Genomic DNA, 24,779 nt, shown 5'->3' with positions numbered 1-24,779 from the left:
GGCGCCTGCCGTGGCGGCGGTCCCTATGATCCGGCGTATGGCGTTGCTGCACCGGGCGGAACTGCACCCGACGAAGATCGAGCTTCTGACCGCGTGGCTTCCCGCGCGCCCCTGGTTCCAGGGCGAGGCGGGCGTCGGCCTCGAACGGGTCGCGGCGTACCGCTTCGACGACCCCGCCGGCGAGGTCGGGATCGAGACCATGCTGGTCCGGGCCGGCGCCGGGCCGGTGCACCAGGTGCCGCTGACCTACCGGGGCGCGCCGCTGGACGGCGCCGAGGCGTGGCTCGTCGGCACCTGCGAGCACTCCGTGCTGGGCCGCCGCTGGGTGTACGACGCCTGCGGCGACCCGGTCTACGCCGCGGCGCTGGCCACCGCGATCCTCACGAACGCCGGTCAGGCGGAGGAGTACTTCGAGCAGGACGGCCGACGCGAGTCTCGCGCGCCGAGCATGGCGATCACCGCGGACGGACCGCAGCAGGCCGATGTCCCGCGGATCGGCTCGATCGAGCAGGTGGCGGACGGCGACCCGACCCGGATCATCACCGACTCGGTCGAACTGACCGTCGTCCGGCGGATCGGTGACCACGCCGCCCTGCCCGGCAGCCGGCTGGCCGGCACCTGGGAGAGCCAGCCCGCTCCCCTGCCGCTGGCGTACGCCGCGCCGCGTCGGCCTTCCTGACCCGGCGAACGGTACGAGCGGCGCCGCACCGGGGGCCTCTCGTCCGCTGATCAGCTCGCCTCCGGCAGCCACGGCCCCAGCACGGCAGGGTCGGCGACGGTCGCCCGCACCTGCTCCCGCTCCTCGGCGGTCAACGGGAGCGTCTGGAGTCGGGTGCCCCAGTCCGGCACCCGCTCCGGCTCCCCCAGCCCGATGGACAGGTCGATCAGGCCGGCGAGCGCCAACGCCTGCTCGACGACCGGTGCGCCGTCGCCGTGGCGGCGCAACCCCGAGTTGAGTGCCCGGAAGGCGGCCCGGTCGTCGGTCTTGAACTCGCGCAGGATCCGCGCGTTGTCGAGGACCCGGGCCAGCCCTTGCAACCGCTTCGAGCCGCCGTACTCCAGCTCCGCCGGCTCGCCGCGCTGGATGAAGATGATGCTGTTTCCCGACGGGTCGATGAGGGTGAAGCGCGACGCGCCGGGCCGGTAGCGGGTTATCCGGGGTTGGCCCTTGACGAGCACCTTGCCGTAGGCGCCGCGCATCGCGTCGGTGAACGCCGCGTGGTAGGCCGCGACAGCGTCGACCATCACCAGGCAGCCGCCGGTGTTCTCCTTCGCCGGGTCCAGGTCTTTCGGCGCGGGACCGTAGTGCAGGTGGAGACCGCTCCAGCAGAAAGCCAGGTAGACGTACGGCTTCGTCTGCTCGTAGGTCACCTCGAACCCGAGCGCCCGCCAGAACGCCAGGGTCTCCTCCGGCGACACACAGTGCAGCAGCGGCACCGTGGTCTCGTTGGGCTGGACACGATCCTCGTTGGTCGTCATGGCCACTCCCGGTCCGGTCGACAGGCCGGCCATTGTGCCAGCGCCGACGATGAGGCACGACCGCCTTTCCTCCTACCCGGGGAGGAGGTGGCGCTCGGACCACCGGCCGCAACCGGGGCTCGCGGTCGGACGCGATCGGCGGTCGGGTTCACGAGCATCTACAGGCATGACCATCGACCTGCGCCGGGCGGCACACTGGCACCGCCCACTGATGCTCTTCGTCGCCGCGATGGCGGTGCTCGCCGTCGTCTCCGCGGTCGGCGTTCTCGTCGACTCGCGCGTCCTCACCGGCGCGCCGATCTGGCTCAAGCCGTTCAAGTTCGCGGTGTCCTTCGTGGCGTACGGCACCACCCTCGCCTGGATGCTCTCGCTGCTGCCGCGCCGCAGCCGGACCGCGGAGTGGGCGGGCACCGTCATCGTCGCGATGGCGGTGATCGAGATGGCGTTGATCGTCGGGCAGGTCGTGCGCGGGCAAACGAGCCACTTCAACGGAACCAGCCCCCTGAATGCCGCCCTCTTCACGGCGATGGGTGCGGCGATCATGGTGCTGTTCGTCGCGCACTTCGTCATCGGGATCGTGGTGCTGATCCGGCGCATTCCCGACCGGGTCGCCGCCCGCGCGGTCGCGTGGGGGCTCGGCCTGTCCCTGCTGGGCATGCTGGCGGCGATACCGATGGTGCTGCCGATGCAGGAGCCGGGGATCGACGGGATCTCCGGGGCGCACGCCGTCGGCGCACCGGACGGCGGATCGGGACTGCCGCTGGTCGGCTGGAGCACCACCGGCGGCGACCTGCGCATCGGGCACTTCGTGGGGCTGCACGCCCTGCAGGCGCTGCCGATCCTGGCGATCCTGCTCAACCGGTTCCTGACCCGGCTGGACGAGCGCGCCCGGGCGGGGCTCGTGGTCGTCGCCGGTGGGGCGTACGGCGTACTCACGGTCCTGTTGACCTGGCAGGCCCTGCGCGGACAGCCGCTGCTGCGCCCGGACGCGCTGACGCTGGCCGCGGTGGCGGCCCTGGTGCTCGCGACCGCGACCGCGGCGGCCCTGGTGGTGACGCGCCGGCGCGACCCGGAACTGGCGCTGGCCGCATGACCTCGACGTTGTTCACCCTGACGTTCGCGCTCGCCGCGCCCTTCTGGGCGCTGATGATCCTGCTGCCGCGCTGGTCGTGGACCGCTCGGATCGTCAACTCGCCGCTGATCGTGCTGCCGGTCCTGGTGATCTACGCGCTGCTGGTGATCCCGGCCTACCGCGAGGTGCTGCCGGCGGTGCTCTCGCCCACCCTGGACGGCGTGCGCGAACTGCTCAGCAGCGCCGACGGCGCGGCGGCGGCCTGGGCACACCTGATCGCGTTCGACCTGTTCGCCGGCCGTTGGGCGTGGCTCGACAGCCGGGAACGGGCGGTGCCGGCACTGATCATGGCGCCGGTACTGGTGCTGACGATCCTGCTCGGACCGCTCGGCCTGGCCGCCTACCTCGGGGTCCGGAGCGGGTGGCCGCGTCCGTCGGTCGCTCGTACCCCCGAGCCACAGCGCCTAGGCTGATCCCCGTGGGACGGGCGGGGCGACTCTTCGACTTGCGGGACTCGCTCGTGCGGATGGTGCTGCTCGACCTCAGCGGCGTGGGCTACCTGGTCTTCGGCACCCAGGCCGGGCACCCACCGACCGCGACACAGTGGATCCTCGCGGCGGTCGGGTTCACCGCGGCGCTGGCGCTGCACCGCCGGCCGCTGGTCAACCTGGTGACGCAGGCCGCGCTGCTGGCGGTCGCGATCCCGCTGATCGACGACATCATGGTCAACCAGGTGGGTGCCAGCTGGGCGTTGCTCGAGGTGACGATGCTGGCGCGTCGGTCACGGACCATCTGGCTCTGCACCGCGCTGCTGGCCGGGGTCGACCTGACCGATTCGATCGGCGACCCGATCGGCCGGGTCGCCTCGGGTGTCTTCGGGCTGACCCTGGAGGTCGGTCTGCCGTTGCTGCTCGGCCTGGTCATCCGGACCAACCGGGAGCTCGGCCGGCAGGCCGTGCAGCGGGCGCAGGAGGAGCAACGACGGCGGGAGTCGGAGAACCGGGCCGCGCGCGCCGACGAACGCAGCGCCATCGCCCGCGAGTTGCACGACGTCGTCGCGCATCACGTGGCATCCATGGTGCTGCGCGTCGGCGTGGCCCGGCACGTGCTCACCGACCTGGAGCCGCGGGTGGGCGAGGTCTTCGACGACGTGCACGGCACGGGGACCGCCGCTCTGGCGGACCTGCGCCGGCTGGTCGCGGTCCTACGCGACCCCGACGGGGTACGCGGTGATGCGGCGCTGACCGCCATCGAGCCGTCGGCGCTCCCCTCAGCGCTCGGCGCGGCGGTCGATCGCGCCCGCCAGGCCGGTGTCACGGTGGAGACCGACATCGACCCGGCGATCGGCTCGCTCGACGCGGTTCGCGGCCTCGCGGTGTTGCGCCTGACGCAGGAGGCGCTGACCAACGTGGCCAAGCATGCCGGCACGGCCGCGCTGGCCCGCCTGGTGGTCGCCGTGCGCGACGGGGCCCTGCACTGGGAAGTGGCGGACGACGGGCGCGGACGGGCGTCGGCGGCGGTGCCGCCCGGGGGCGGTCACGGCATCACCGGTATGCGCGAGCGGGTCGAGGTCCTCGGCGGCCGGCTGGAGGCGGGCCCGGCCGGCGCGGGTTGGCGGGTCCGCACCGTCCTGCCGGCCCCGGTCGTCACCGCCGGCTCCGTGCCGACGGCTGCCGCCTCCCCCACCGCCGCACCAATCGCCCGCGGGCTCGACGCACCGTCCGGTTCGCCCGCGCCGGAGCCGGCATGATCCGCGTCCTGCTGGTCGACGACCAGCACCTCATCCGCGCCGGGCTGCGCATGCTCTGCGAAGCCCAACCCGACATCGAGGTGGTCGGCGAGGCCGACAACGGCCGCGAGGCGATCTCCCTCGCCGCGCGGCTCCTGCCCGACGTCGTCGTGATGGACCTGCGCATGCCGGGCGTGGACGGGATCACCGCGACGAGCCGGATCCTCGCCGAACGCCCCGCTACCCGCGTGCTGGTGCTGACCACGTTCGGCGACGACGATCATCTCTATCCGGCACTGACCGCCGGTGCCTGCGGGTTCCTGCTCAAGGACGCACCCCCCGCCGACCTGCTCGACGGCATCCGCCGAGCCGCCGTGGGTGACAGCCCGTTCAGTCACGAGGTGCTGCAGCGCCTGGTCCAACGCGCGGTGCACGCCCGCGCCGAGGCGCCGCGGTCGGTGCAGGGGCTGACCGCCCGCGAGCAGGACGTGCTGGACCTGGTCGCCGATGGCCTGTCCAACGCGGAGATCGCCGACCGGCTGCACATCGGCGTCACCACGGTCAAGACCCACATCACCAACCTGATGGCCAAGACGGACAGCCCCAATCGGGTACGCCTGGCCCTGTTCGCCCGCGGGGCGTGACCCGCGCTGATCGCTCCGGTCCGGTCGCGGCCCCAGCAGTGCCGTTGGCGACGCCCTCGTTGCGGTACGCTTCCGCCCAGCTACTACTACGAGCTGTCGTGGCTGCTGTCGGTTCCGGCCGGGGAGCGGTCTCGCGCGGAGGTGCCGGATGGCGGACGACGACGCGGAGATCACCGCGTGGGCGCTGGCCGCCGGTCGGGGCGACCGGGAGGCGGCCGTCCGCTTCGTCCGGGCGACGCAGCAGCAGGCTCGGCGCTTCCTCGCCGGGCTGGTCTCCCCCGCCGAGGCGGACGACCTGACCCAGGAGACGTTCCTGCGGGCCGTGCGGGCGCTGCCGTCCTTCGCCGGTCGGTCGTCGGCGCGCACCTGGTTGCTGGCCATCGCACGCCGGGTCGCCGCCGATCACCTACGCACTGTGATGGCTCGCCCGCGAACCGTGTGGATTCCGGACGGCTATGACACGCCGGACGTGTCGCGCAGCGGCTTCGACCAGCAGGTGGTGCTGGAACAACTCGTCGCCGGCTTGCCGGCCGAGCGGCGTGAGGCGTTCGTCGCCACCCAGATCCTCGGCCTCTCCTACGCCGAGGCGGCCGAGGTGTGCGGCTGCCCGGTCGGCACCATCCGCTCCCGGGTGGCCCGCGCCCGGGAGGAGCTCGTCTACGCTGTGCGGAGCCGGTCCGGTTCCGGCGGGCGCCGGGGCGGCGACGCGACCGGGTGAGCCCGGCGCGTCCCGGTTGACCTGCGTCGACCTGCGGAAGTCGCGGGAACCAACGCGCGCTGTGCGCCGACTATCCGTACATGGGGTGTGAGCAGTGGCGCGAGATGCTGTCCGCGCAGTTGGACGGCGAGGAGACGGCCGCCGAGCGCGCGGCGGCGGAGACCCACCTGACGGAGTGCCGGGACTGCCGGACGTGGTTCGACCAGGCGGCGGCGGTGACCCGGCGGGCCCGGCTGTCGGTCAGCGTCCCTGGCCCGGACCTCACCGACGTCGTGCTGGGCGCGCTGCCCGCGCGGGCGCCACGCCGCCGCCACCGGCTGGTGCTCACCCTCCGCGCCGCCCTGGGGCTGGTCGGGGCACTTCAGCTGCTGGTGGGTCTGGCCCAGATCGGCCGGGGCGCGACAGGTGCGCACGCCCACGCGGCGGCTGGCGCACTGGCCTCCGGGCACCTGTGGCACGAGTCGGCGGCCTGGAACGTCGCCGTCGGCGCCGGGTTCCTCTTCGTCGCCACCCGGCGTACGCCGCCCACCGGTCTGGTGCCGATGTTGAGCGCGTTCGTCGCCACGCTGGTGCTGTTGTCGGTCAACGACATGGTGACCGGGCGGGTGGACACGAGCCGGCTGGTCAGTCACGGATTCCTGCTCGCCGGCTACGCCATCGTCGTCGCCCTGTCCCGCCCGGGGCTGCGTCCGGGCGGCCCGGCCGAGCGGGACCGCTCCGGTGGCGCGCAGTGGCATCTCCCGGGCGAACCGCAGCCCGAACCGCCGGCGCTGCGGCTGCTTCCGTCGCCGTACCCCGGTTCCGCCCACGCCTCCGGCCGGCGCGCGGCCTGATCCCTCGCGGAGCGGTTTCGAGCCTCGGCGGCAGTTCCCCCCGCGTTCAGCCGGCGTAGAGCAGGAGCAGGCCGGCGACGGTGTAGGCGACCATCAGCGCCAGCAGCGGCAGCTGCCCGGTGACCGCCCGGAGTCGGGGGAACAGGTGCAGCGCCCGGTCGTGGGCGAGCAGGGTTCCCAGCAGGTGGCCGAGGATGATGACGGTGATCTGCAGGGCGGCGACGCCGTCCGGGGTGATCAGGCCGGTACGGGGTTCCCAGCCGGCGGTGCCCAGCCAGTCGGCGCCGGTGCCCAGTGGGTCCGAGAGCAGCGCGATCGTACGTTGCCCCTCGAGGATCAGCAGCGAGTAGTAGTGCGCGATGAGGTAGCCGACTGCGATCGGCACGATGGAGTGGGCCAGCTCGCCCGGCACCCGCCCGGGCGCGACCGGTTCCACGCCGCCGGCGGCTCGCGCAGCGGAGCCGCCCAGGCGGGCGGCGCCTCGGGTGGCGGCCAGGTAGGCCAGGGCGACCGCGCCGATGACCACGATCAGCCCACCGGTGCCGGTCACCACCGCCGGTAGCCCGCTCTCCTGGCCGAACCGCAGCCAGCCGGGAGCGTTGGAGAGGCTGTCGAACATCGTCGAGCCGAGCAGGATGGTCACCACGGCGACGAGCCCGGGCTGCGGGCGCAGCCCGGCGATGCCGTCGAGCGGGTTGCGCCAGACGAGCGTGCCGTCGGCGGTGCGGCCGACCGGCGCGAGCCGGCCGATGAGCGCGCTGTACACCTCGAAGGGGTCCGCGCGCGCGAACCAGTTCGCGCCGTAGAGCGCCGCGCCGGCGAGCAGGAAGATGGTGTAGCCGACGAGCCAGGCGCCGATGACCGGCAGGGTGGCCCGCTCGGGCGCGGCCAGCTCCAGCCAGACGAACGCGAACAGCCCCACGGCCGCCGGCCACAGCCCGACCGCGGACGGCAGGGCGCGCAACCCCGCCTCCGGGTCACGACGGAGCAGCCCGACGGCGACCAGATGCACCGTCCGCAGCGGGCTGACCGCCCGCCAGACCGGGCCGAGCAGCAGCGACGCGGGCACCAGACCCACCCAGACCAGCACGTAGAGAACGCCGGCGGTCGGGTTGTCCGGGGTGTCCGGGCCCCCGAGGAGACCGACGCAGAACCAGCCGGCCAGGAGCAGGCCGAGCCCGCGCAGCACCCAGCGGGTGGCGGGGGCGTCGACGATCCTGGTGAGCGGCGCGGGCACCGGCCGACCGGCCGTACCGCTGGCGTCCAAGCGGGGTTCGCGCCAGAGCACCCCCAACGCCAGGAAGGTGATCACCAGGGTGATCGCGGCCGCCACGACCAGCTGAGTCAGGGAGAGCGGCAGGTCCTGGCGTCCGCCGACGCCGTGGGCCAGCACCGAACGGGCGTCCACGGCGGGTCAGCGGACGACGAGCTGGAAGAGCACCAGCTCGGTCTCGTGCGTCTCCACCTCGAACAGGCCCGTCCGGTCGGCGCGGAACTCCACCGACCCGGCCTTTCCGGCCGGCAGCCGGGCACCCAGGTCGTAGCCGTGCACGTGCAGCTCGTCGGGGACGTCCGAGGTGACCGTGATCCGCACCAGGTCACCCTTGGCGACGGTGATGCGGCCGGTCGGCGGGTCGACGCGGCGCTTGGCGACCGTCACCGTGATCTGCTTGTCGACCGGCGACGCCGCCGGTGTGGTGACCGCCGGAGTGGGTGAGGCGGCCGCCGCCGTCGTCGGGGCGGCGACGCTGGTGCTGGGGGCGACCGGCGAGGCGGTGGCGGCTGGCTCGTCCGCGCCACCCCCACAACCGGCGAGCAGCAGGCTGGCGAGCGCGGCGGCGATGGCGACGCCAGGGGTACGCACGGACACGGGCGGGCTCCGAACGACGCGAAGGGGCAGATGTCGGTCTGACCGTCGGGATCATGAACTTTACGTCTTGTTCGGCGTCCGGGGAATGACCATCATGAACGAATGCAATCGACGACGACCACTCTCCGTCACCTCCTGGCCCGGGTGGCGGCAACACTGGCCGTCGTGCTCGCCGGCATCGTGCTGCCGGCCGCACCGGCGTCCGCGCACGGGCAGCTCGCCACCTCCACCCCGCTGACCGGCAGCGTGGTCAAGCAGCCGCTGACCGAGCTGAAGCTCTACTTCACCGAGAAGCCCGCGGCGAACGCCCATTTCACGATCAGCGGCCCGGGTGGAACCCGGGTGGACAGCAACTGGTCCCAGGGGGAGCCGAAGCGCCTGGACAAGCCGGTCCAGGAGTACTTCCTGGTCAACGGCACGTTCGAACCCCGGCTCTACCACGTCGGATTCCCCGCCGTGGTGTCGGTGGCGCACTGGCCGGCCACCGGCCGCTACACCGCGAGCTACCTCTCGGTGGCCTCCGACGGCGAACCGGTACGCGGCGCGGTCACCTTCGACTACCGAGGTCCGACGACCTCGGCACCGGCCGGCTGGACGCCACCGACCAACGATCCCGCCCCCGAACTGCTCGCCCTGGTGGAGGGCGGCCACAGCACGCCCGCCAGCTCCGCGACGGCCGGAACGCCGGCGGCGGCGTCGGAAACCCCGGCCGCCGCGGACGCCGCGACCTCCTCCTCCGGTGGTGGCATCGGGCCATGGCTCGTGCCCGGCATAATCCTGGCCGTCGTCGCCGCCGTCGTCGTCGTCGCCGCACGCCGCCGTCCCTCCCCCACGCCGGCCGCCAGGCGGGGGTCCCCCGCCACCGGCGCGCGGCGGCCCGCCAAGATGAGCGGGCGCACCGGCACCGCCGGCGCGAAGGGGCGTCCGCGCCGGCGCTGACGCGGACCGCCGCGTCGAGGCGCTGGCGCGGCCCGTACGGCTTCGGTTCGCACCAGGAAGAGGGCGGTGACATCGTGATCCCGATGCACGATGGATGGTTGCTGGAGGCGGTGCCCGGGCCGCAGGTCCCGGAGGGGATCGCCGGGCGCACGGTACCGGCCGCCGTACCCGGGTGCGTGCACACCGACCTGCTCGCCGCCGGGTTGATCCCCGACCCGTTCCTCGACGACAACGAGCGCGGGCTGGCCTGGATCGGGCGGACCGACTGGGTCTACCGGACCACGTTCCGGCACGAGCCGGGTGCCGACGACCGGGTCGACCTGGTCTGCGCCGGTCTGGACACGGTGGCCACGCTCACCCTCAACGACGTCGAGGTCGGACGCACCGAGAACATGCACCGCGGCTACCGGTTCGACGTCCGGTCACTGCTGCGGCCCGGGGACAACACCCTGGTCGTACGGTTCGACTCCGCCTACCGCTACGCCGCGGCGCACCAGGACCGGCTCGGCGACCGGCCGAACGCCTACCCGGAGCCGTTCCACTTCATCCGGAAGATGGCCTGCAACTTCGGCTGGGACTGGGGGCCCACGCTGGTCACCGCCGGCATCTGGCAGGACATCGGCCTGCACGCCTGGTCCACCGCCCGGTTGGCGACCGCACGGCCGCTGGTGACGCTCGAAGGCGCCGACGGGCGGGTGGAGCTGCACGTCGAGATCGAGCGGGCGTCCGGCGAGCCGGTGACCGTCCGGGCCGCGGTGGGCGGCGTCACCGTCGACGCGACGATCCCGGCCGGCGACGTCGCGACCGAGCTGACCCTCACCGTCCGCGAGCCGGCGCGCTGGTGGCCGCGCGGATACGGCGAGCAGGCCCGCCATCCGCTGGAGGTGACCCTGCTCGGTCCGGACGGCCAGCCGCTGGACAGCTGGTCGCGACGGATCGGCTTCCGCTCGGTACGCCTGGACACCGCGCCCGACGCGCACGGCTCGCCGTTCGCGCTGCACGTCAACGACGTGCCGGTCTTCGTCCGCGGGGTCAACTGGATCCCGGACGACGTCTTCCCCACCCGGATCACCCGCGATCGGCTGGCCGAGCGGCTGGGCCAGGCCGCCGCGGCGAACGTCAACCTGCTGCGGGTCTGGGGCGGCGGCCGGTACGAGTCCGACGACTTCTACGACCTCGCCGACGAGTTGGGGCTGCTGGTGCAGCAGGACTTCCTCTTCGCCTGCGCCGCGTACCCGGAGGAGGAGCCGTTCGGCGCCGAGGTCGAGGCGGAGGCGCGGGAGCAGGTGACCCGGCTGGCCGCGCACCCCAGCCTGGTGCTCTGGACGGGCAACAACGAGAACATCTGGGCCTGGCACGACTGGGACTGGCAGGAGCCGCTCGCGGGGCGCACGTGGGGGCGCGGTTACTACCTCGAGCTGCTGCCCCGGATCGTCGCGGAGCTGGACCCGACCCGACCGTACTGGCCGGGCAGCCCGTGGTCCGGCAGCGAGGACGTGCACCCGAACGACCCGGCGCGCGGCACCACCCACATCTGGGACGTGTGGAACACCCACGACTACACCCGCTACCGCGCCTATCTGCCCCGGTTCGTCGCCGAGTTCGGCTACCAGGCGCCCCCCGCGTACGCCACGCTGCGCCGGGCGCTGTCGGACGAGCCCCTCGCGCACGACTCCCCCGGGATGGCGCACCACCAGAAGGCCGCCGACGGTGACGCCAAGCTCCAGCGGGGACTGGACGCCCACCTGCCCGCGCCGCGCGACTTCGACGACTGGCACTGGCTCACCCAACTCAACCAGGCCCGGGCCATCCAGCTCGGCGTGGAGCACTTCCGGTCGCACCGGCCGGTCTGCATGGGCACCATCGTGTGGCAGCTCAACGACTGCTGGCCGGTCACCTCCTGGTCGGCCGTGGACGGCGACGGCCGCCGCAAGCCGCTCTGGTACGCGCTGCGCCGCGCGTACGCCGACCGGCTGCTCACCGTGCAGCCACGCGGCGAAGGGCTGGCCCTGGTCGCGGTCAACGACGGGCCCACCGACTGGAAGGCCAGCGCGGCGGTGACCCGGCTGACCCTGACCGGCGAGCCACGGGCGAAGACCTCGCTGGAGTTGGACGTGCCCGCGTACTCCTCGGTCACCCTCGCCCTGCCCGCGGAGCTGGCCCGACCCGACGAGGCCCGGCGCGAGCTGTTGGTCGCCGACGCCGGGGAGCCCGCCGGGCGGGCGCTCTGGTTCTTCACCGAGGACAAGGAGACCGCCTGGCCGCCGGCGGCGTGGGACGCGGTGGTCGAGCCGGTCGGCGACGGCCAGCGGGTCCGCATCACCGCCCGCACGGTGCTGCGCGACCTGACGCTCTTCCCCGACCGGCTCGACCCGGCGGCGACCGTGGACGACGCCCTGGTCACCCTGCTACCCGGTGAGTCCGCCACCTTCACGGTGCGCTCGGGCGCCGCGCTGGACCCGGCGGCGCTCACCACCCGACCGGTGTTGCGCTGCGTCAACGACCTGGTGGCGCAGGGACGTTCCACCTGACGGCCTACGCCGACACGTGCGCCACCCCGGGCCGGCCGCTCTGCACGTGGACGCGGGCTCGCGTCGAGATCGGGGCGCCCGGGGCGTTGACGAACGGTACGACCCGGTAGTCGGTGTGCATCTCGTGCCGGCCGAGATGGCACACCTGGTAGCCACGCTGGGCGTTGTGGAACTTCATGTGCGGGTTCTCGGCCAGCCAGGTCACCCCGAGCTGGTCCATGTCCGCGCCGTTGCCACCCGAGCTGATCGCGGTTCCGAGGAACTCGGTACCGATCGTGCGCGAGGCCGGGTCGGCGAAGTCCAGCTTGAGATCGGCGGCCACACTGCGGTGCGCGTCGCCGGTGACGATGAGGAAGTTCTCGACACCCCGGCTCGCCACACCGTCGAAGAGCCGCTGACGCGCCGCCGCGTACCCGTCCCAGGTGTCCATCCCGAAGGTCTCGGGCGCGCCGGCGGTGTGGTCGGCCTCCATGGCGAAGATCTGGTTGCCGAGCACGTTCCACCGTGCGGTGGACGCGCCGAGGCCGGCCAGCAGCCAGGCCTCCTGCTTGGCGCCGAGCATCTGCCGGTTCGGGTCCCAGCGCAGCGACTGGTCGGTGAGCTGCTGGTCGCGGAACCGCCGGGTGTCGAGCACGTCGAGCTGCAGCAGGTCGCCGAACTTCAGCCGCCGGTAGACCTGCATCTCCGGGCCCCGCGGCATCGACGACGCGCGCAGCGGCAGGTTCTCGTAGTACGCCTGGTAGGCGGCGGCGCGGCGGAGCCGGAACACCGCCGGGTCCTGGTCCGGCTCGGTGTCCGGCTGCGAGTGGTCGCCGGCCCAGTTGTTCTCCACGTCGTGGTCGTCCGGGGCGACCACCCAGGGCGCGCTCGCGTGCGCTGCCTGCAGGGCCGGGTCGAGCTTGTACTGGGAGTAGCGGATCCGGTAGTCGGTCAGGGAGAACGTCTCCGCCGCGGGGAGGTGTGCCCGGCCGATCGAACCGGCACCGCCGCCCTCGTAGATGTAGTCCCCGAGATGGACGACCAGGTCCAGATCCTCCCGGGCCAGGTGCTCGAACGCGGTGAAGTAGCCGTCGGTGTAGGCCTGGCAGCTCGCGAACGCGAAGGTCAACGACTGGAGAGCGGCCCCGGGGCGCGGTGCGGTGCGGGTCCGGCCCACCGGGCTGACCTGGTCGGCGACCCGGAAGCGGTACCAGTACTCGCGGTCCGGCCGAAGGCCGTGCACCTCCGCGTGCACCGAGTGCCCCCACTCGGCCGTGGCACGTTCCACGCCGCGGCGCACCACCCGGCGGAACCGCTCGTCCTCCGCCACCTCCCACCGGACCTGCACCGCGCGGTCGGGCATCCCCCCGAGCCCGTCGAGGGCGAGCGGGTCCGGCGCCAGGCGGGTCCAGAGCACGACGCCGTCCGGCATCGGATCGCCGGAGGCGACACCGAGCCTGAACGCGTAACCGGTCAGCGTGATCCGGTCGGTCGAGGCGGACGTCGCCGAAGCCGGCTCGGCGGCGAGGATGGCCGCGCCCGCGGCGACACCACCCAGGGCGAGGAAGTGACGGCGGGGCAGCATCGGTGGTGACTGCGACATGGCGGGTGCCTCCGGGGACAGCGATTGATCTTGCCGTTGTCCCGATCTCAACTGTCCGATGTGACACCCGCCGGAATGCGCGATGAACAGCGCCGATAATGACCGGGTCGATCGGTTCACCGCGGACGCGCGGCGGCGACCCCGGTGTCGACCGACGTCAGGAGCTGGTGAGGATGACGAGTTGATGGGTCGCCCGGGTCATCGCGACGTAGCGGTCCACCGCTCCTTCGATGCCCTCGCCGAACGCCTCGGGGTCGACGAGGACGACCAGGTCGAACTCGAGCCCCTTCGCCAGCTCCGGGGTCAACGAACGAACGCGGGACGTCGCCTGGAACGTGGCCTCGCCGATGACGCAGGCGACCCCCTCGGCGTGCTCGGCGAGCCAGGTGTCGAGGATCGAACCCAGCTCCGAGACGGATCCGTGCACGACGGACCGGCCGCTGCTGCGGATGGACGTCGGCACGTTGGCGTCGGGGAGCACGGCCCGGATGACCGGCTCGGCTTCCGCCATGACCTCTTCCGGCGTCCGGTAGTTGATGCTCAGCGCGGCCAGGTCGATCCGGTCCAGCCCGATCCGCCGGAGCCGTTCCTGCCACGACTCCGGGAACCCGTGCCGGGCCTGGGCGCGGTCCCCGACGATGGTGAAGCTGCGGGACGGGCAGCGCAGCAGCAACATCTGCCACTCCGCGTCGGTCAGCTCCTGAGCCTCGTCGACGACGATGTGCGCGAACGGGCCGGCGAGCCGGTCCGGATCGGCGTCGGGCAGTCCGGCCTCGTCGACCAGGGCGTCCCGCAGGTCCTGCTGGTACAGCATCGTCATCAGGCCTTCGCCGTCGTCGTACGCGTCGGAGGCGATCAGGTCGTCGACGACCCGGGCCATCTGCTCGCGCTGGACGGCGACGGCCGCCGCGCGCCGATGCCGGCGTCGGGACGCCTCCGCGTCGCCGAGCCGCTGCCGCGCCGCGTCCAGCAGCGGCAGGTCGGAGACCGTCCAGGCCCGGGCGTCGCCGCGTTGCAGCTTTCGGACCTCGTCGGGGCTGAGCCAGGGAGCGCACTTGCGCAGGTAGGCGGGGACCGAGAACAGATCTGCGACGAGGTCGGCCGCGTCGAGCAGCGGCCAGGCCCGGTGGAAGGTCGTGAGCAGCTCTCTGTTGCGCAGCAGCGACCTGCGGACCAGGTCCTCCGGCTCGTCGCCGTCGTACTTGTTCAGCAGGATCGTGAGCAGCTCCGCCCAGATCTCGTCGCGCGCCTCGTTGTGCGGGGTGCCCGGCCCCGGCGCGTCGAACGCCTCGGCCCAGTCGTCGGCGCTCAGCCGGAGATCGGACTCGTCGGTCGCGACCGTCATCGGTTCGGCCGGCGGCTCCTCGTAGAACCTGACGGCCGCTTCGATCGCCTTGACCAGGTCCGCGGACGACTTCAGCAGAGCCACCTCCGGGTCGGTCTCGATGGTTGCCGCGGCGCCCTCGGGGACGAGGTCCCGCAGGGTGCAGGTCTGCACGTCCTCCTCGCCGAGGCTGGGCAGGACGTCGGCGACGTAGGCGAGATAGGGCTGATGCGGGCCGACGAACAACACCCCACCCCGACGCTGGCTGAGCCGCGGGTCGGCGTAGAGGAGGTAGGCGGTGCGGTGCAGCGCGACGACGGTCTTCCCGGTGCCCGGACCGCCGTCGACCACGAGCGCGCCGCTCGATCCCGCGCGGATGATGGCGTCCTGGTCGGCCTGGATGGTGCCGAGCACGTCCCGCATCCGGGCCGAGCGGTTGCCGCCCAGGCTGGCGATGAAGGCGGACTGGTCGTCGAGCGCGGCGTGCCCTTCGAGCCCGTCCGCGGTGAACACCTCGTCCCAGTAGTCGCTGATCCGGCCACGGGTCCAGCGGTACCTACGGCGGCTTGCCAGCCCCATCGGGTTGGCGTGGGTCGCCCCGAAGAACGGCTCCGCCGCGGGAGAGCGCCAGTCGAGCAGCAGCCGTCGACCCGCGCCGTCGGTGAGACCGAACCGTCCGACGTAGACAGTTTCGGCGTCGTCCGCGCTGACCATGCGCCCGAGGCAGAGGTCCAGGCCGAAGCGACGCAGGGCGCGCAGGCGGCTGGTCAGCCGGTGGATCTCCTCGTCCCGGTCCATCGCCCGCCGGCCGATACCGCCCGGCGCCCTGCGCGCGGCATCGAGCTGGCCGGACAGCTCGCCGATCGACCGCTCGAGGCTCTCCGCGACGGCCGCGAAGTGCTGCTCGTCGGCGGCGATCAGCCTCGGGTCGGCCTTTGCCGAGAGGTTGTCGGGCAGATCAAACGCGCTGGTGGTCAGCGGGTTCACGTCATCAGCTCCGATCTCGGGCCGCCTGCGGCGGCCGCTTGTTCTCGTCTCCGCGGTGCTGGCTCGGCAATCCCGCGTGTTCACGCGGACGCTGCGGGTCGTTCTCTGCTGACCGGGTCTAGTGGCAACTTCGCGGCCACCGTCGTCCCCACCGGCCCCAAACGTCGACAACACCATCCGTACCTCGCAACTCCCCCGTTTTTGCAGGTTTCTGACCTCGGCCAGCGATTCTGCGGCACGACCCGGGTCTTGCCGCAAGCCCCCGGGTGGGCTATACCTTGAAAGTGGAGGGGAGCAGGTCGCCCCTCCCTTCGACCGTCAGCTGGACGGAAACCCTCCTCGCAACACCCCCCGCGCCGAGCGACCGCGCCGCAGGACACACCGGCCGTCGCCGCAGCGATCTTGGTGGGCCGGGTGTGGCATTGTGGCGAGCTATGAAGCCGCAGGTGGATGGCGCGGCGCGGCGCGTGATGCCCCAGCCCTTGCGGGTCGCCGTGCGGATGCTGCGCGAGTACCGGCCCACCGTCGCGCGGGTCCGGGCGCTGGTCCGCAGCATGGCGACCTCGTTCGTGGTGCTCACCACGACGCTGTGGCTGCTGCCCGGGGTCACCGCCAGTGGCCTGGTCGCGATGCTCTGGCTGGTCGCCCTGGTCACCGGCGTCGGCGCGGTGCTGCGCCCGCTGCTGCTGGCGCTGGCCACCGCGCTCGGCGGGCTCTGGGCGCTCGCCATCGGCGTGGGCGTGCAGGCCGTCGTCATGTACGTGGCATTACGTCTCGACCCCGAAGCCCACGTGGCCGGGTTCGCCGTCGCCTTCGTGGCCGCGTGGCTCGCCGTGGCGCTCGCCGCGATCGTGAACTGGCTGGCCGACGCCGGCACGGACGACACGTTCGTCAGCGAGATGCTGCGGCTGATGACCCGGGTGCGGCGCGCGCCGCAGCGGCGCCGGAGCATGAGCTGGCGACGCCGCCGGACCGACGACGCGGCCCCGTCAGCTGACGAGCAGCCCGCGGACGGCGTGCTCGTCATCCAGCTCGACGGTGTGGCCGCGCCGTTGGTGCAGTGGGCGGTGCGGGCCGGAAACCTCCCCACGATCGGCCGGTGGCTGCGCTCCCGCAGCCACCGGATGACCCGCTGGCACACCGGCCTGCCGGCCACCACGCCGGCCGCGCAGGCGGGTCTGCTGCACGGCGAGGTCCGTCGGGTGCCGGCCTTCCGCTGGTACGAGAAGGCGACGGTGAGCAGCGACGGCACGCGCTCGCCCGGCCGGCTGATGGTGACCAGCCGGCCCCGGGACGCCGCCGAGATCGAGCAGCGCCTGTCGACCGGTCACGGGCTGCTGCGCGACGGCGGCGTGAGCATCAGCACCGCCTTCTCCGGCGACGCCCCCACCAGCCTGCTCACGGTGAGCCGCGCCGGGCTGCCGGGGCGGTCCAACCCCGGCTACGCGACCTTCATGACCAGCCCGTACGGCTTCGCCCGCGCGGTCGTGCTGGGCGCCGGGCAGCTGCTCCGTGAGCTGCACGAGGGTCGGCGACAGCGGATCCGCGGCGTGCAGCCCCGAGGGGATCGCGGCGGCTCCTACCTGGCGCTGCGTCCGCTGGCGAGCCTGCTCAACGACCTCAACGTGTCGCTCATCGCCGAGCAGATGGCCCGCGGCGCCCCGGTGATCTTCTGCGACTTCGTCGACTACGACGAGGTGGCCCACCACGCCGGACCGGCCCGCCCGGAGGCGATGGCGGCCCTGGAGGCGCTCGACCACACGCTCGGCATCCTGCAACGGCTGGCGGCCGAGGCGGGGCGGCGCTATCACCTCGTCGTGCTGAGCGACCACGGGCAGAGCCAGGGCGCCACGTTCCGGCAGCGGTACGGCGAGTCGCTGGCGCAGGTGGTCGCCCGGCTCGCCGCCCCCGTGGTGCGCCCACCGGCCCCCGCCGACCCGACGGACGCAACCCCGGTCACGGCGAGCGCCGAGGCCGCCGGTCGCGTCGAGCAGTGGGGCCGGGTCAACACGTTGCTCACCGAGGTGGCCGGCCGCGGCGGCGTGACCGGCGCCGCGACACGGGCGGCGGTGCGGTCGCACTCGGTCGGTGGCGAGGTCGCCCTCGGGCCGGCCGCACGGGAGCAGGAGGAGGCCGCCCGCACCGACCCGCAGACCGTGGTGGTGGCGTCCGGCAACCTGGCGATGATCTACCTCGCCCGGCATCCGGGCCGACTGGTCCGGGAGCGGATCGACACCGTCGTCCCGGGGCTGATCGACGGCCTGAGGGCGCATCCGGGCGTCGGGGTGGTCGTCGTCGACTCCGCCGCCGGTCCGGTGGCGCTCGGGCCGCGCGGTGAGCACCGGCTGCGCGGCGGGCAGGTCGAGGGCGACGACCCGCTGGCGCCGTACGGCCCGCGAGCGCGCCAGGACCTGCTACGCCACCAGGGAATGGACCACGTCGGCGACCTGGTGGTGATCAGCGTCGTGGACCCGAGCCTGGAGGAGGTGGCGGCCTTCGAGGAGCTGGTCGGCTGCCACGGTGGGCTGGGCGGCTGGCAGACCGACGCCCTGCTCATCCATCCCGCCGACTGGCCGCAGGACGGCGAACTGGTCGGCCCGGAGGCCGTACACGCTCAGTTGCTCGGGTGGCTGCGCCGGCTCGGCCTCCGCCAGCCCGACGAGGACGCCGACGACGCGCCGCGCGGCCACCCGCCCCGCGGGCCGGACGACCACGCGGACCGCGATCGGGGCGAGCGCTCAGGTGCGCGGCTACCGGCTATGGCGTCACCGGCGGATGAGCCGGCGCGCTCCGGCGTCGGCCCAGCCAGCTCAGCCCCTGGCTGACCAGCACGACGAGCAGGACGGCGGCGACCACGCTCTGCCACGGTTCGGGAAAGACGGCGCGCCCGAGCACGCCGATCGCGGCGTAGAAGGCCGACCAGGCGAGGCTGGCCGGCGCGTTGGCGATGGCGAAGCGTCGCGAGCTCAGCCCGGCCACCGCCGCCGCGAGCAGCACCGGAAGCCGGCCGCCCGGAATCAGCCGGGACACCAGGAGCATCGAGACCCGCCCCTCGCGTACGCGCGCCGACAGCCGCTCGAAGCGTTGCGGTCCGCGTAGCAGGTGCAGCCGTCGGGCGATGCGCTCGCCGCCCCAGTCGAGCAGCAGGTAGGTCGCCAGGTCGCCCACGTACGCCCCGAGGGCGCCGGCCAGCACGACGAGGGCCACGGTCGGCAGGTCCTGGTGCGCGGCGAGGGCGGCGGCGCCGCTGACCGCGGCGCCGGTGGGCACCACCGGGACCACCGCCCCGAACATCACGACCAGGGCCAGCCAGCCCAGCGCGCCGAGGGTCGCCGTCATGGCCGCGGAATCGTCAACGACTCGCCCGGGTTCAACACGCGTACCCGGGTGCCGGGGGCGATCGCCCTGGCGTGGTCGGCGAAGTCCTCTCCCGGCTGGTGGAACAGCTCCGGGCGGAGCCGGTCGCAGCCGACCGGCCAGAAGGTGCCGAAGTGGATGGGTACGGCCCAGGCCGCCGCCGCCCGGCGCACCGCCTCGGCCGCGCCCGCCGGGTCGAGGTGGCCGGGGCCGAGGGTGGGCCCCCACCCGCCCACCGGGATCAGCGCCAGGTCGACGGGCCCCAGCTTGGCCATCTCGTCGAAGAGGCCGGTGTCCCCGGCGAACCAGGTGCGGGCCTGCCCCTCGACCAGGTAGCCCACCGCCGGCGCCCGGTGCCGGGACCAGGGCCCGCGACCGGGATGGTGGGCGGCGGGTACGGCGGTGACGCTGAGCTGCCCGATGGTGGCCCGGTCGCCGGCCGCCAGTTCGACGCACCGGCCGGCGGTGCCACCCAGTGCCTGCCGGACGAGACGTCCCGCGCCGGCCGGGACCACCAGCGTGGTGTGCTCGGGCAGTCGGCGCAGCGACGCGAAGTCCAGATGGTCGGCGTGCAGGTGCGACACGAGGACCGCGTCCGGGGCGCCGGGCAGCTGCGGGACGGTCCCGCGGCGCCGACGCAGGTGGGCGAGACGGTTACGCAGCAGCGGGTCGGTCAGCAGCCGGGTGCCGGAATCCTCGATCCACACGGTGCTGTGCCCGTACCAGGTCAGCTGGAGCACACCGCCACCCGCGCCGCGTCTGTCACGTCTGCCACCGTATCCGTCGTCGCGGCGGCGGCACGAGGACGCCCGCGCCGGTACGCGGGCTGCCCGGCGCGAGTGGGGTCACGAGGCCTGCGGGGAGACGAGGTAGTCGTCGGCGTCGGGACTCCACCGCAGTTGGACGGCGCCGGCGGTGGCGGCCGCCTTGCAGAACTGCAGGAAGCTGCGGTAGCCGAGTTTCTGCTCGCTGAAGTCGGGCCGCGCCCGTCGGAGCTGGTCCTTCAGGCCGGAGAGCGCCAGCGCCCCGTCGTTGCCGGCCAAATCGACGACCACCGACCGGAGCAGCCCGAACGCCACCTCCCGGTCGTCGTGCTCGGGCAGCGAGACCTCGGGGTCGCCCTTGGCGGGGCCCTCGGCCAGCTCGATCACGTTGTGCTCGGCGAGGTGCCGCAGGAGTTCCCCGAAGGTGCGGAAGCCGTAGTCGGACTCGCTGAAGGTCGGGTCCTTCCGGAGCAGGGTCCGCTTCAGCCTCGACGCGGTCACCTCGCCGCCGGAGCTGCCCTGCAGACCGGCCACGGTCTGGGCCACCAGGGCGGCGAGCGTGTCGACGTCGCGTACGGGTTGCTCGACCACCGGTTGGGGCTCGGGTTCCTGCTCCACCTGCTGCGGCTCCAGCTGCGGCGGGCGGGCGGGACGGCCGCGGCGGGCGGGCGCCGGCGGGATCTCGACGCCCTCCAGGCGGTCGTAGTAGAGGAACTCGTCGCAGGCCGGCGGCAGCAGCGCCGAAGTGGACTTCTCGACCCCGACACCGATGACGCGCTTGTTGAGCTCGCGGAGCTTGTGAACCAGCGGGGTGAAGTCGCTGTCACCCGTGCAGATCACGAAGGTCGAGATGTACTCCCGCTCGAAGGCCAGCTCCACGGCGTCGACCGCCATCTTGATGTCGGCCGCGTTCTTGCGCGAGGCGCCCATCCGCTGGGGGATCTCGATGAGCTCGACGTGGCTGCGGGTGAGCATCCGCCGGTCCTCGCCGAAGTACGACCAGTCGGCGTACGCGCGGCGCACCACCACCCGCCCTCGTTCGGCGAGCGCGTCGGCGATGGGACGGAAGTCGAAGGCCATGCCGCCGTGGTGGTCGCGGAACCCGAGGGCGAGGTTCTCGTAGTCGAGGAACAGGGCGATCCGGTCTTCTTGATCCACGGCAGTCAGCCTAGCCCGGTGCCGGTTGGGCCGCCGCCGACTCGCGGGCGGCGCCGCCGCCCCGGTCGGTCGGTCGCGCTCCAGCCAGCCGGCCCGAGTGCTCGCCGGTCGGCGGAAGAATTGTTTGGCGATCATGTCGAGCGAGTCCCGGGCGGCTTCGACTCGTAGGTGGAGGGCAGGCCCGTTCAGTGGCGGGCCACCGGAGACCAAGGAGCGGATCAGATGACGAAGGTCATGACCGGGGCGACGATGTCGCTGGACGGCTACATCGCGGACGCGTCGCACGGTGGGTTCGAGTACCTCTTCCAGTGGTACGGCAACGGCAAGGTCGAGACTCCGACGGCCAACCCCGACATGACGCTGCGCACCTCGGCGGCGAGCGCCCGGCACCTGCGCGAGCTGAACGAGCGGACCGGAGCGCTGGTCGTCGGCCGGCGACTGTTCGACATGACCGGCGGCTGGGGCGGCCGGCACCCGATGGACGTACCGGTGGTCGTCGTCACGCACAGCGTGCCCGAGGGGTGGGAGCGCGAGAACGACTCGTTCGTCTTCGTCTCCGACGGCATCGAGAGCGCGATCGGTCGGGCGAAGGCCATCGCGGGCGACAAGCACGTCGGCGTCAACGGCGGCACCATCGCGGCACAGGTCATCCAGGCCGGCCTGCTCGACGAGGTGCACGTGGACCTCGTACCGGTCCTGCTCGGCGCCGGCATTCCGCTCTTCGCCGACCTGAAGATCGCGCCCGTCCAGCTGGAGGGACCCACGAGCGTCGTCGAGGGTGACGGCGTCACGCACCTCGCCTACCGGGTGCGCACGCCGGACTGACGGCGGGCGCGGAGGCGGGCGGGCCGGCACGGCCGACACCGGACGGTGGAAACTGTTATGCCGGCACGGCCGGCCGGTCTCCTGATGGGGAGGCGTTGGCCGGATTCCACCAGCCACGCCACCGGGTGGCGGTGCGAGGACGTGAAGGAGTGGAGACGATGCGCGGAACGAGTCGGGGTGGCGCCGACGCGGGGCTGGTGGTCGCCGCCCGCAACGGCGACCCGCGGGCGCTCGACGCACTGGTGGCGGCGTCTCTCCCGCTCGTGTACAACGTGGTCGGGCGGGCGCTGCGGGGGCACGCCGACGTCGACGACGTGGTCCAGGAGACGCTGTTGCGCGTCGTCCGGCACCTGACCGACCTGCGGGATCCGGCCGCGTACCGGTCCTGGCTGATCGCCATCGCCGTCCGGCAGGTGCGCGACCGTGAGCAGTACCGCCGTGCGGCGTTGGACCACACCGCCGACCTTGACGTCGTCCACGGGGTGCACGATCCGGCCGCGGACTTCGCCGGGATCACGATCCTCCGGCTCGGCCTGACCGACCAGCGCCGCGAGGTGGCCGAGGCGACCCGCTGGCTCGACGACGACGACCGGACTCTGCTGGCCCTCTGGTGGCTGGAGGCCACCGGGGAGATCGACCGGACCGAACTCGCCTCGGCGCTCGGCCTGACCGAGGGCCACGCGGCGGTCCGGGTCCAGCGGATGAAGGAGCAGCTGCAGGCGTCGCGGATCGTCGTCCGCGCGCTGCGGGGTGGCGCCGCCTGCCCCGGGCTGCGGGAGCTGACCCGGACGTGGGACGGCCGGCCGAGCCCGCTGTGGCGCAAGCGCCTGGCCCGGCACGTGCGCGAGTGCGGCGAGTGCGTCCGCTGGACCGCCGACCTGCTCCCGATCGACCGGCTGCTCGCCGGGCTTCCGCTGCTGCCGATCCCGCCCGGCATCGCCGAGAACCTCGCGGTGGGCCTCGCGCCGGAGACCGCCCAGCACGCCGCGACGGCCGTCCCCCACGCCGGCGCGACGAGCCCACCCGCCCCGACGCCCGGTCCCCAGGTGATCGAGGCGACCGGGCGCGCCGCCGCCGGGCCATCGGGCGGCGGCGCGTCCGGGGGTGCCCATGCGGTACGCCCGGGCGGGCTGAGCCGCCTCATCTCGTTCGGCTCGAACCCGGTGGCAGGCCCGATCTCCGTGGCCGCCGCGGTCGCCGTGCTGGTGGTCGGGGCGATCGTCGTGGCCCAGCCGACCGGGTCGACGCCCGCTCCGGCGGCGACGCAGGCGGTCGGGGCGCTGCCGTCGACCACCTCGCTGGCCAGCCCGTCCGCGGCTGTCACGCCGGGCGCCCCGACCACGCCACCGACGGTGACCCCGAAGGCGAAGCCGACGACGGCCCGGCCGGCCGCCCCGCCTCCCGCGGTGACCTCGAAGAAGAAGGGCGTCGGCGTCTGGACCTTCAACGGGGTCAGCCAGGCGCTGGCCAACTCCAAGGCGAGTTGGTACTACACCTGGAACGTGGACCACCCGGGCGTCACCAGCCCGAAGGGCGCCGAGTTCGTCCCGATGATCTGGGGGGCCAAGAGCGTCACCGCCAGCAACCTGCAACAGGCGAAGAAGAACGGCCGCTACCTGCTCGGTTTCAACGAGCCGGACATGGGCGGTCAGGCGAACATGAGCGTGGAGCAGGCGTTGGACCTGTGGCCGCAGCTGGAGGCGACCGGTCTCCCCCTGGGCAGTCCGGCGGTGGCCTGGGGCGGGGACCGCCCGGGTGAGTGGCTCGACCGCTTCATGGCCGGCGCGAAGCAGCGCGGCTACCGGGTCGACTTCATCGCCCTGCACTGGTACGGCGGTGACTTCGCCACCGCCAACGCGGTCAACCAGCTCAAGTCCTACCTCCAGGCGGTCCACGACCGCTACCGGCTGCCGATCTGGCTCACCGAGTTCGCTCTGATCGACTTCTCCGACGGCGTCCGCTTCCCGAGCCAGCAGCAGCAGGCGGCGTTCCTCACCGCGTCGACCCGGATGTTGAGCGGGCTGCCCTGGCTGCACCGGTACGCCTGGTTCGGCCTGCCCGCGACGGCGAAGGACCAGACCGGGCTCTTCCGTACCGGCAGCGAGGCGACGGCCGTCGGTCGCGCCTTCCAGGGCGCGCGCTGACGGGCGGAAGGCCGGCGCATCCGCCCGTGAGGCCTACCGCGTGACCGGCATGTCGTCGGACGGCTTCTGCGCCATCCGTCTGGACACGGCGATCACGACCACGAGTGGCCCGATCAGCAGGGCCGGCGACCAGGCGGGTACGTGCAGGGCCACCAGAGCGCCGACGGCGGCGCCGGTCATCAGGGCCAGCAGGATCTGAGCCTTGGGCCGCAGGTTGCGCCACGGGGTTCGGACGGCGACGCCGGCGATCAGGCTCGTGAGGGTGCCGGTCAGGTAGGTGGACGAGAGTCCGGGCACCCCGAATCGTTGGACGGCGCTGCTCTGTACGCCCAGCGCCGCCGCCGAGAGCATCAGCAGCGCGAGGTCGACGTGCTCCGTGTGGGTGGCGAACTCCCAGACGACGAGGAGCACGACGAACACCAGGAGTTCCAGGACGAGCGCCCGGGTGACCGGGCGGGGCCAGACGGGGTCGTCCGGTTGCGCCGAGCCGGCGAGGCGGGCGCCGGCGAGCACGCCGACGATGAAGCTGATGATGGCGCAGCCCGAGGTCAGGGCGAGCTCCGCGTTCCCCCTGCCGGCCGAGAGCCCGAGCAGGACCATGTTGCCCGTCATCACGCTGGAGAAGGCTCCGCCGAGGGCGAGGAAGCCGATGGCGTCGGCGCTCCCGGTCACGAAGGTCAGCACCACCACCAGAGCGTGCCGTCGACGCAGGAGGAGGGGCTTTTCCTTCGCGGTGGCCCGGGCGCGGATGACGTGCGGCAGTGTTTTCAGCACTTTCGGCTATCCTCCACAGATTGTCCTTCGTATACACTTTTCGCAGCGG

General features: G+C 73.2%; 21 protein-coding genes. 12 read left to right on the top strand and 9 right to left on the bottom strand.

Going from position 1 to position 24,779, the window contains the following annotated elements; all coding sequences use genetic code 11:
* Positions 1 to 37: 37 nt before the first annotated feature.
* Positions 38 to 679 (top strand): hypothetical protein, encoded by a 642-nt coding sequence (locus ACIBBA_RS09620; RefSeq protein ID WP_396695510.1) that lies wholly within the window; start codon positions 38 to 40, stop codon positions 677 to 679.
* 50 nt (positions 680 to 729) lie between these two features.
* Here the strand turns inward: ACIBBA_RS09620 and ACIBBA_RS09615 are convergent, their stop codons facing one another.
* On the bottom strand, positions 730 to 1,479 hold the full coding sequence (locus tag ACIBBA_RS09615) for a glyoxalase (RefSeq protein ID WP_396695509.1): 750 nt from the start codon (positions 1,477 to 1,479) through the stop codon (positions 730 to 732).
* 166 nt (positions 1,480 to 1,645) lie between these two features.
* Here ACIBBA_RS09615 and ACIBBA_RS09610 point away from each other — a divergent pair, with 166 nt between their 5' ends.
* The 6 genes from ACIBBA_RS09610 (at position 1,646) to ACIBBA_RS09585 (ending at position 6,475) form a co-directional block, all read left to right on the top strand.
* Complete coding sequence (locus ACIBBA_RS09610; protein ID WP_396695507.1) at positions 1,646 to 2,572, top strand: hypothetical protein; 927 nt, start codon at positions 1,646 to 1,648, stop codon at positions 2,570 to 2,572.
* The gene (locus ACIBBA_RS09605; protein WP_396695505.1) at positions 2,569 to 3,024 is read left to right on the top strand and encodes an ABA4-like family protein; all 456 of its coding nucleotides are present in this window, start codon (positions 2,569 to 2,571) and stop codon (positions 3,022 to 3,024) included. Before ACIBBA_RS09610 ends, ACIBBA_RS09605 begins: the two co-directional genes overlap by 4 nt.
* A gap of 5 nt (positions 3,025 to 3,029) precedes the next feature.
* Positions 3,030 to 4,301, top strand: a complete 1,272-nt coding sequence (locus tag ACIBBA_RS09600) for a sensor histidine kinase (RefSeq protein WP_396695503.1) — start codon at positions 3,030 to 3,032, stop codon at positions 4,299 to 4,301.
* Entirely contained in the window at positions 4,298 to 4,924 is a 627-nt protein-coding gene (locus tag ACIBBA_RS09595; protein ID WP_396695501.1) for a response regulator, read from the top strand. Before ACIBBA_RS09600 ends, ACIBBA_RS09595 begins: the two co-directional genes overlap by 4 nt.
* Before the next feature lie 148 nt (positions 4,925 to 5,072).
* The gene (locus ACIBBA_RS09590; protein WP_396695499.1) at positions 5,073 to 5,642 is read left to right on the top strand and encodes a sigma-70 family RNA polymerase sigma factor; all 570 of its coding nucleotides are present in this window, start codon (positions 5,073 to 5,075) and stop codon (positions 5,640 to 5,642) included.
* An 80-nt stretch (positions 5,643 to 5,722) separates the two neighbouring features.
* Positions 5,723 to 6,475 (top strand): zf-HC2 domain-containing protein, encoded by a 753-nt coding sequence (locus ACIBBA_RS09585; RefSeq protein WP_396695497.1) that lies wholly within the window; start codon positions 5,723 to 5,725, stop codon positions 6,473 to 6,475.
* Between the two features lie 46 nt (positions 6,476 to 6,521).
* On the opposite strand, the gene ACIBBA_RS09580 is transcribed toward ACIBBA_RS09585, so the two are convergent.
* Together ACIBBA_RS09580 and ACIBBA_RS09575 are read right to left on the bottom strand one after the other, a co-directional pair.
* Positions 6,522 to 7,883 (bottom strand): hypothetical protein, encoded by a 1,362-nt coding sequence (locus tag ACIBBA_RS09580; protein WP_396695495.1) that lies wholly within the window; start codon positions 7,881 to 7,883, stop codon positions 6,522 to 6,524.
* A 6-nt stretch (positions 7,884 to 7,889) separates the two neighbouring features.
* The gene (locus ACIBBA_RS09575) at positions 7,890 to 8,345 is read right to left on the bottom strand and encodes a hypothetical protein (RefSeq protein ID WP_396695493.1); all 456 of its coding nucleotides are present in this window, start codon (positions 8,343 to 8,345) and stop codon (positions 7,890 to 7,892) included.
* Positions 8,346 to 8,447: 102 nt separating this feature from the next.
* Between ACIBBA_RS09575 and ACIBBA_RS09570 the strand changes: the two genes are divergently transcribed.
* Together ACIBBA_RS09570 and ACIBBA_RS09565 are read left to right on the top strand one after the other, a co-directional pair.
* Positions 8,448 to 9,284, top strand: a complete 837-nt coding sequence (locus tag ACIBBA_RS09570) for a copper resistance protein CopC (RefSeq protein WP_396695491.1) — start codon at positions 8,448 to 8,450, stop codon at positions 9,282 to 9,284.
* An 83-nt stretch (positions 9,285 to 9,367) separates the two neighbouring features.
* On the top strand, positions 9,368 to 11,815 hold the full coding sequence (locus tag ACIBBA_RS09565) for a glycoside hydrolase family 2 protein (RefSeq protein ID WP_396695489.1): 2,448 nt from the start codon (positions 9,368 to 9,370) through the stop codon (positions 11,813 to 11,815).
* Positions 11,816 to 11,819: 4 nt separating this feature from the next.
* Here ACIBBA_RS09565 and ACIBBA_RS09560 read toward each other — a convergent pair whose 3' ends face one another.
* Together ACIBBA_RS09560 and helR are read right to left on the bottom strand one after the other, a co-directional pair.
* A complete protein-coding gene (locus tag ACIBBA_RS09560; RefSeq protein WP_396695487.1) occupies positions 11,820 to 13,397 on the bottom strand; it encodes an alkaline phosphatase D family protein in 1,578 nt (525 codons plus the stop codon).
* Between the two features lie 157 nt (positions 13,398 to 13,554).
* Positions 13,555 to 15,699 (bottom strand): RNA polymerase recycling motor ATPase HelR, encoded by a 2,145-nt coding sequence (helR, locus tag ACIBBA_RS09555; RefSeq protein WP_396695934.1) that lies wholly within the window; start codon positions 15,697 to 15,699, stop codon positions 13,555 to 13,557.
* A gap of 443 nt (positions 15,700 to 16,142) precedes the next feature.
* Here helR and ACIBBA_RS09550 point away from each other — a divergent pair, with 443 nt between their 5' ends.
* Complete coding sequence (locus tag ACIBBA_RS09550) at positions 16,143 to 18,533, top strand: alkaline phosphatase family protein (protein ID WP_396695485.1); 2,391 nt, start codon at positions 16,143 to 16,145, stop codon at positions 18,531 to 18,533.
* Here ACIBBA_RS09550 and ACIBBA_RS09545 read toward each other — a convergent pair.
* The 3 genes from ACIBBA_RS09545 to ACIBBA_RS09535 form a co-directional block, all read right to left on the bottom strand.
* Positions 18,466 to 19,047: a DedA family protein gene (locus ACIBBA_RS09545; RefSeq protein WP_396695483.1), complete on the bottom strand. Its 582-nt coding sequence runs from the start codon at positions 19,045 to 19,047 to the stop codon at positions 18,466 to 18,468. The two genes, ACIBBA_RS09550 and ACIBBA_RS09545, sit on opposite strands and share 68 nt — an antisense overlap.
* The gene (locus ACIBBA_RS09540) at positions 19,044 to 19,805 is read right to left on the bottom strand and encodes an MBL fold metallo-hydrolase (protein ID WP_396695481.1); all 762 of its coding nucleotides are present in this window, start codon (positions 19,803 to 19,805) and stop codon (positions 19,044 to 19,046) included. The genes ACIBBA_RS09545 and ACIBBA_RS09540 overlap by 4 nt, the downstream gene beginning before the upstream one ends.
* A gap of 105 nt (positions 19,806 to 19,910) precedes the next feature.
* Positions 19,911 to 20,987, bottom strand: a complete 1,077-nt coding sequence (locus tag ACIBBA_RS09535; protein WP_396695479.1) for an NYN domain-containing protein — start codon at positions 20,985 to 20,987, stop codon at positions 19,911 to 19,913.
* A 222-nt stretch (positions 20,988 to 21,209) separates the two neighbouring features.
* On the opposite strand from ACIBBA_RS09535, the gene ACIBBA_RS09530 reads away from it, so the two are divergent.
* A complete protein-coding gene (locus ACIBBA_RS09530; protein ID WP_396695477.1) occupies positions 21,210 to 21,812 on the top strand; it encodes a dihydrofolate reductase family protein in 603 nt (200 codons plus the stop codon).
* A gap of 158 nt (positions 21,813 to 21,970) precedes the next feature.
* A complete protein-coding gene (locus tag ACIBBA_RS09525; protein ID WP_396695475.1) occupies positions 21,971 to 23,956 on the top strand; it encodes a sigma-70 family RNA polymerase sigma factor in 1,986 nt (661 codons plus the stop codon).
* Positions 23,957 to 23,989: 33 nt separating this feature from the next.
* On the opposite strand, the gene ACIBBA_RS09520 is transcribed toward ACIBBA_RS09525, so the two are convergent.
* Positions 23,990 to 24,730 carry a YoaK family protein gene (locus tag ACIBBA_RS09520; protein WP_396695473.1) on the bottom strand — a complete coding sequence of 247 codons (741 nt, stop codon included), beginning with the start codon at positions 24,728 to 24,730 and terminating at the stop codon, positions 23,990 to 23,992.
* Between the last annotated feature and the right edge of the window lie 49 nt (positions 24,731 to 24,779).

The sequence above is a fragment of the Micromonospora sp. NPDC051006 genome, from assembly GCF_044456245.1.
In the GTDB taxonomy this organism is placed as follows: Bacteria; Actinomycetota; Actinomycetes; order Mycobacteriales; family Micromonosporaceae; genus Micromonospora.
The sequence above is the reverse complement of the archived record's forward strand: the minus strand, read 5'-3'. Positions and strand labels throughout refer to the sequence as shown.

Coding starts and splice junctions, on each gene's coding strand:
- ACIBBA_RS09605 (WP_396695505.1), top strand. CDS start 2,569: ATGACCTCGACGTTGTTCACCCTGACGTTCGCGCTCGCCGCGCCCTTC.
- ACIBBA_RS09570 (WP_396695491.1), top strand. CDS start 8,448: ATGCAATCGACGACGACCACTCTCCGTCACCTCCTGGCCCGGGTGGCG.
- ACIBBA_RS09530 (WP_396695477.1), top strand. CDS start 21,210: ATGACGAAGGTCATGACCGGGGCGACGATGTCGCTGGACGGCTACATC.
- ACIBBA_RS09595 (WP_396695501.1), top strand. CDS start 4,298: ATGATCCGCGTCCTGCTGGTCGACGACCAGCACCTCATCCGCGCCGGG.
- ACIBBA_RS09565 (WP_396695489.1), top strand. CDS start 9,368: ATGCACGATGGATGGTTGCTGGAGGCGGTGCCCGGGCCGCAGGTCCCG.
- ACIBBA_RS09550 (WP_396695485.1), top strand. CDS start 16,143: ATGAAGCCGCAGGTGGATGGCGCGGCGCGGCGCGTGATGCCCCAGCCC.
- ACIBBA_RS09585 (WP_396695497.1), top strand. CDS start 5,723: ATGGGGTGTGAGCAGTGGCGCGAGATGCTGTCCGCGCAGTTGGACGGC.
- ACIBBA_RS09620 (WP_396695510.1), top strand. CDS start 38: ATGGCGTTGCTGCACCGGGCGGAACTGCACCCGACGAAGATCGAGCTT.
- ACIBBA_RS09615 (WP_396695509.1), bottom strand. CDS start 1,479: ATGACGACCAACGAGGATCGTGTCCAGCCCAACGAGACCACGGTGCCG.
- ACIBBA_RS09560 (WP_396695487.1), bottom strand. CDS start 13,397: ATGTCGCAGTCACCACCGATGCTGCCCCGCCGTCACTTCCTCGCCCTG.
- ACIBBA_RS09590 (WP_396695499.1), top strand. CDS start 5,073: ATGGCGGACGACGACGCGGAGATCACCGCGTGGGCGCTGGCCGCCGGT.
- ACIBBA_RS09525 (WP_396695475.1), top strand. CDS start 21,971: ATGCGCGGAACGAGTCGGGGTGGCGCCGACGCGGGGCTGGTGGTCGCC.
- ACIBBA_RS09610 (WP_396695507.1), top strand. CDS start 1,646: ATGACCATCGACCTGCGCCGGGCGGCACACTGGCACCGCCCACTGATG.
- ACIBBA_RS09545 (WP_396695483.1), bottom strand. CDS start 19,047: ATGACGGCGACCCTCGGCGCGCTGGGCTGGCTGGCCCTGGTCGTGATG.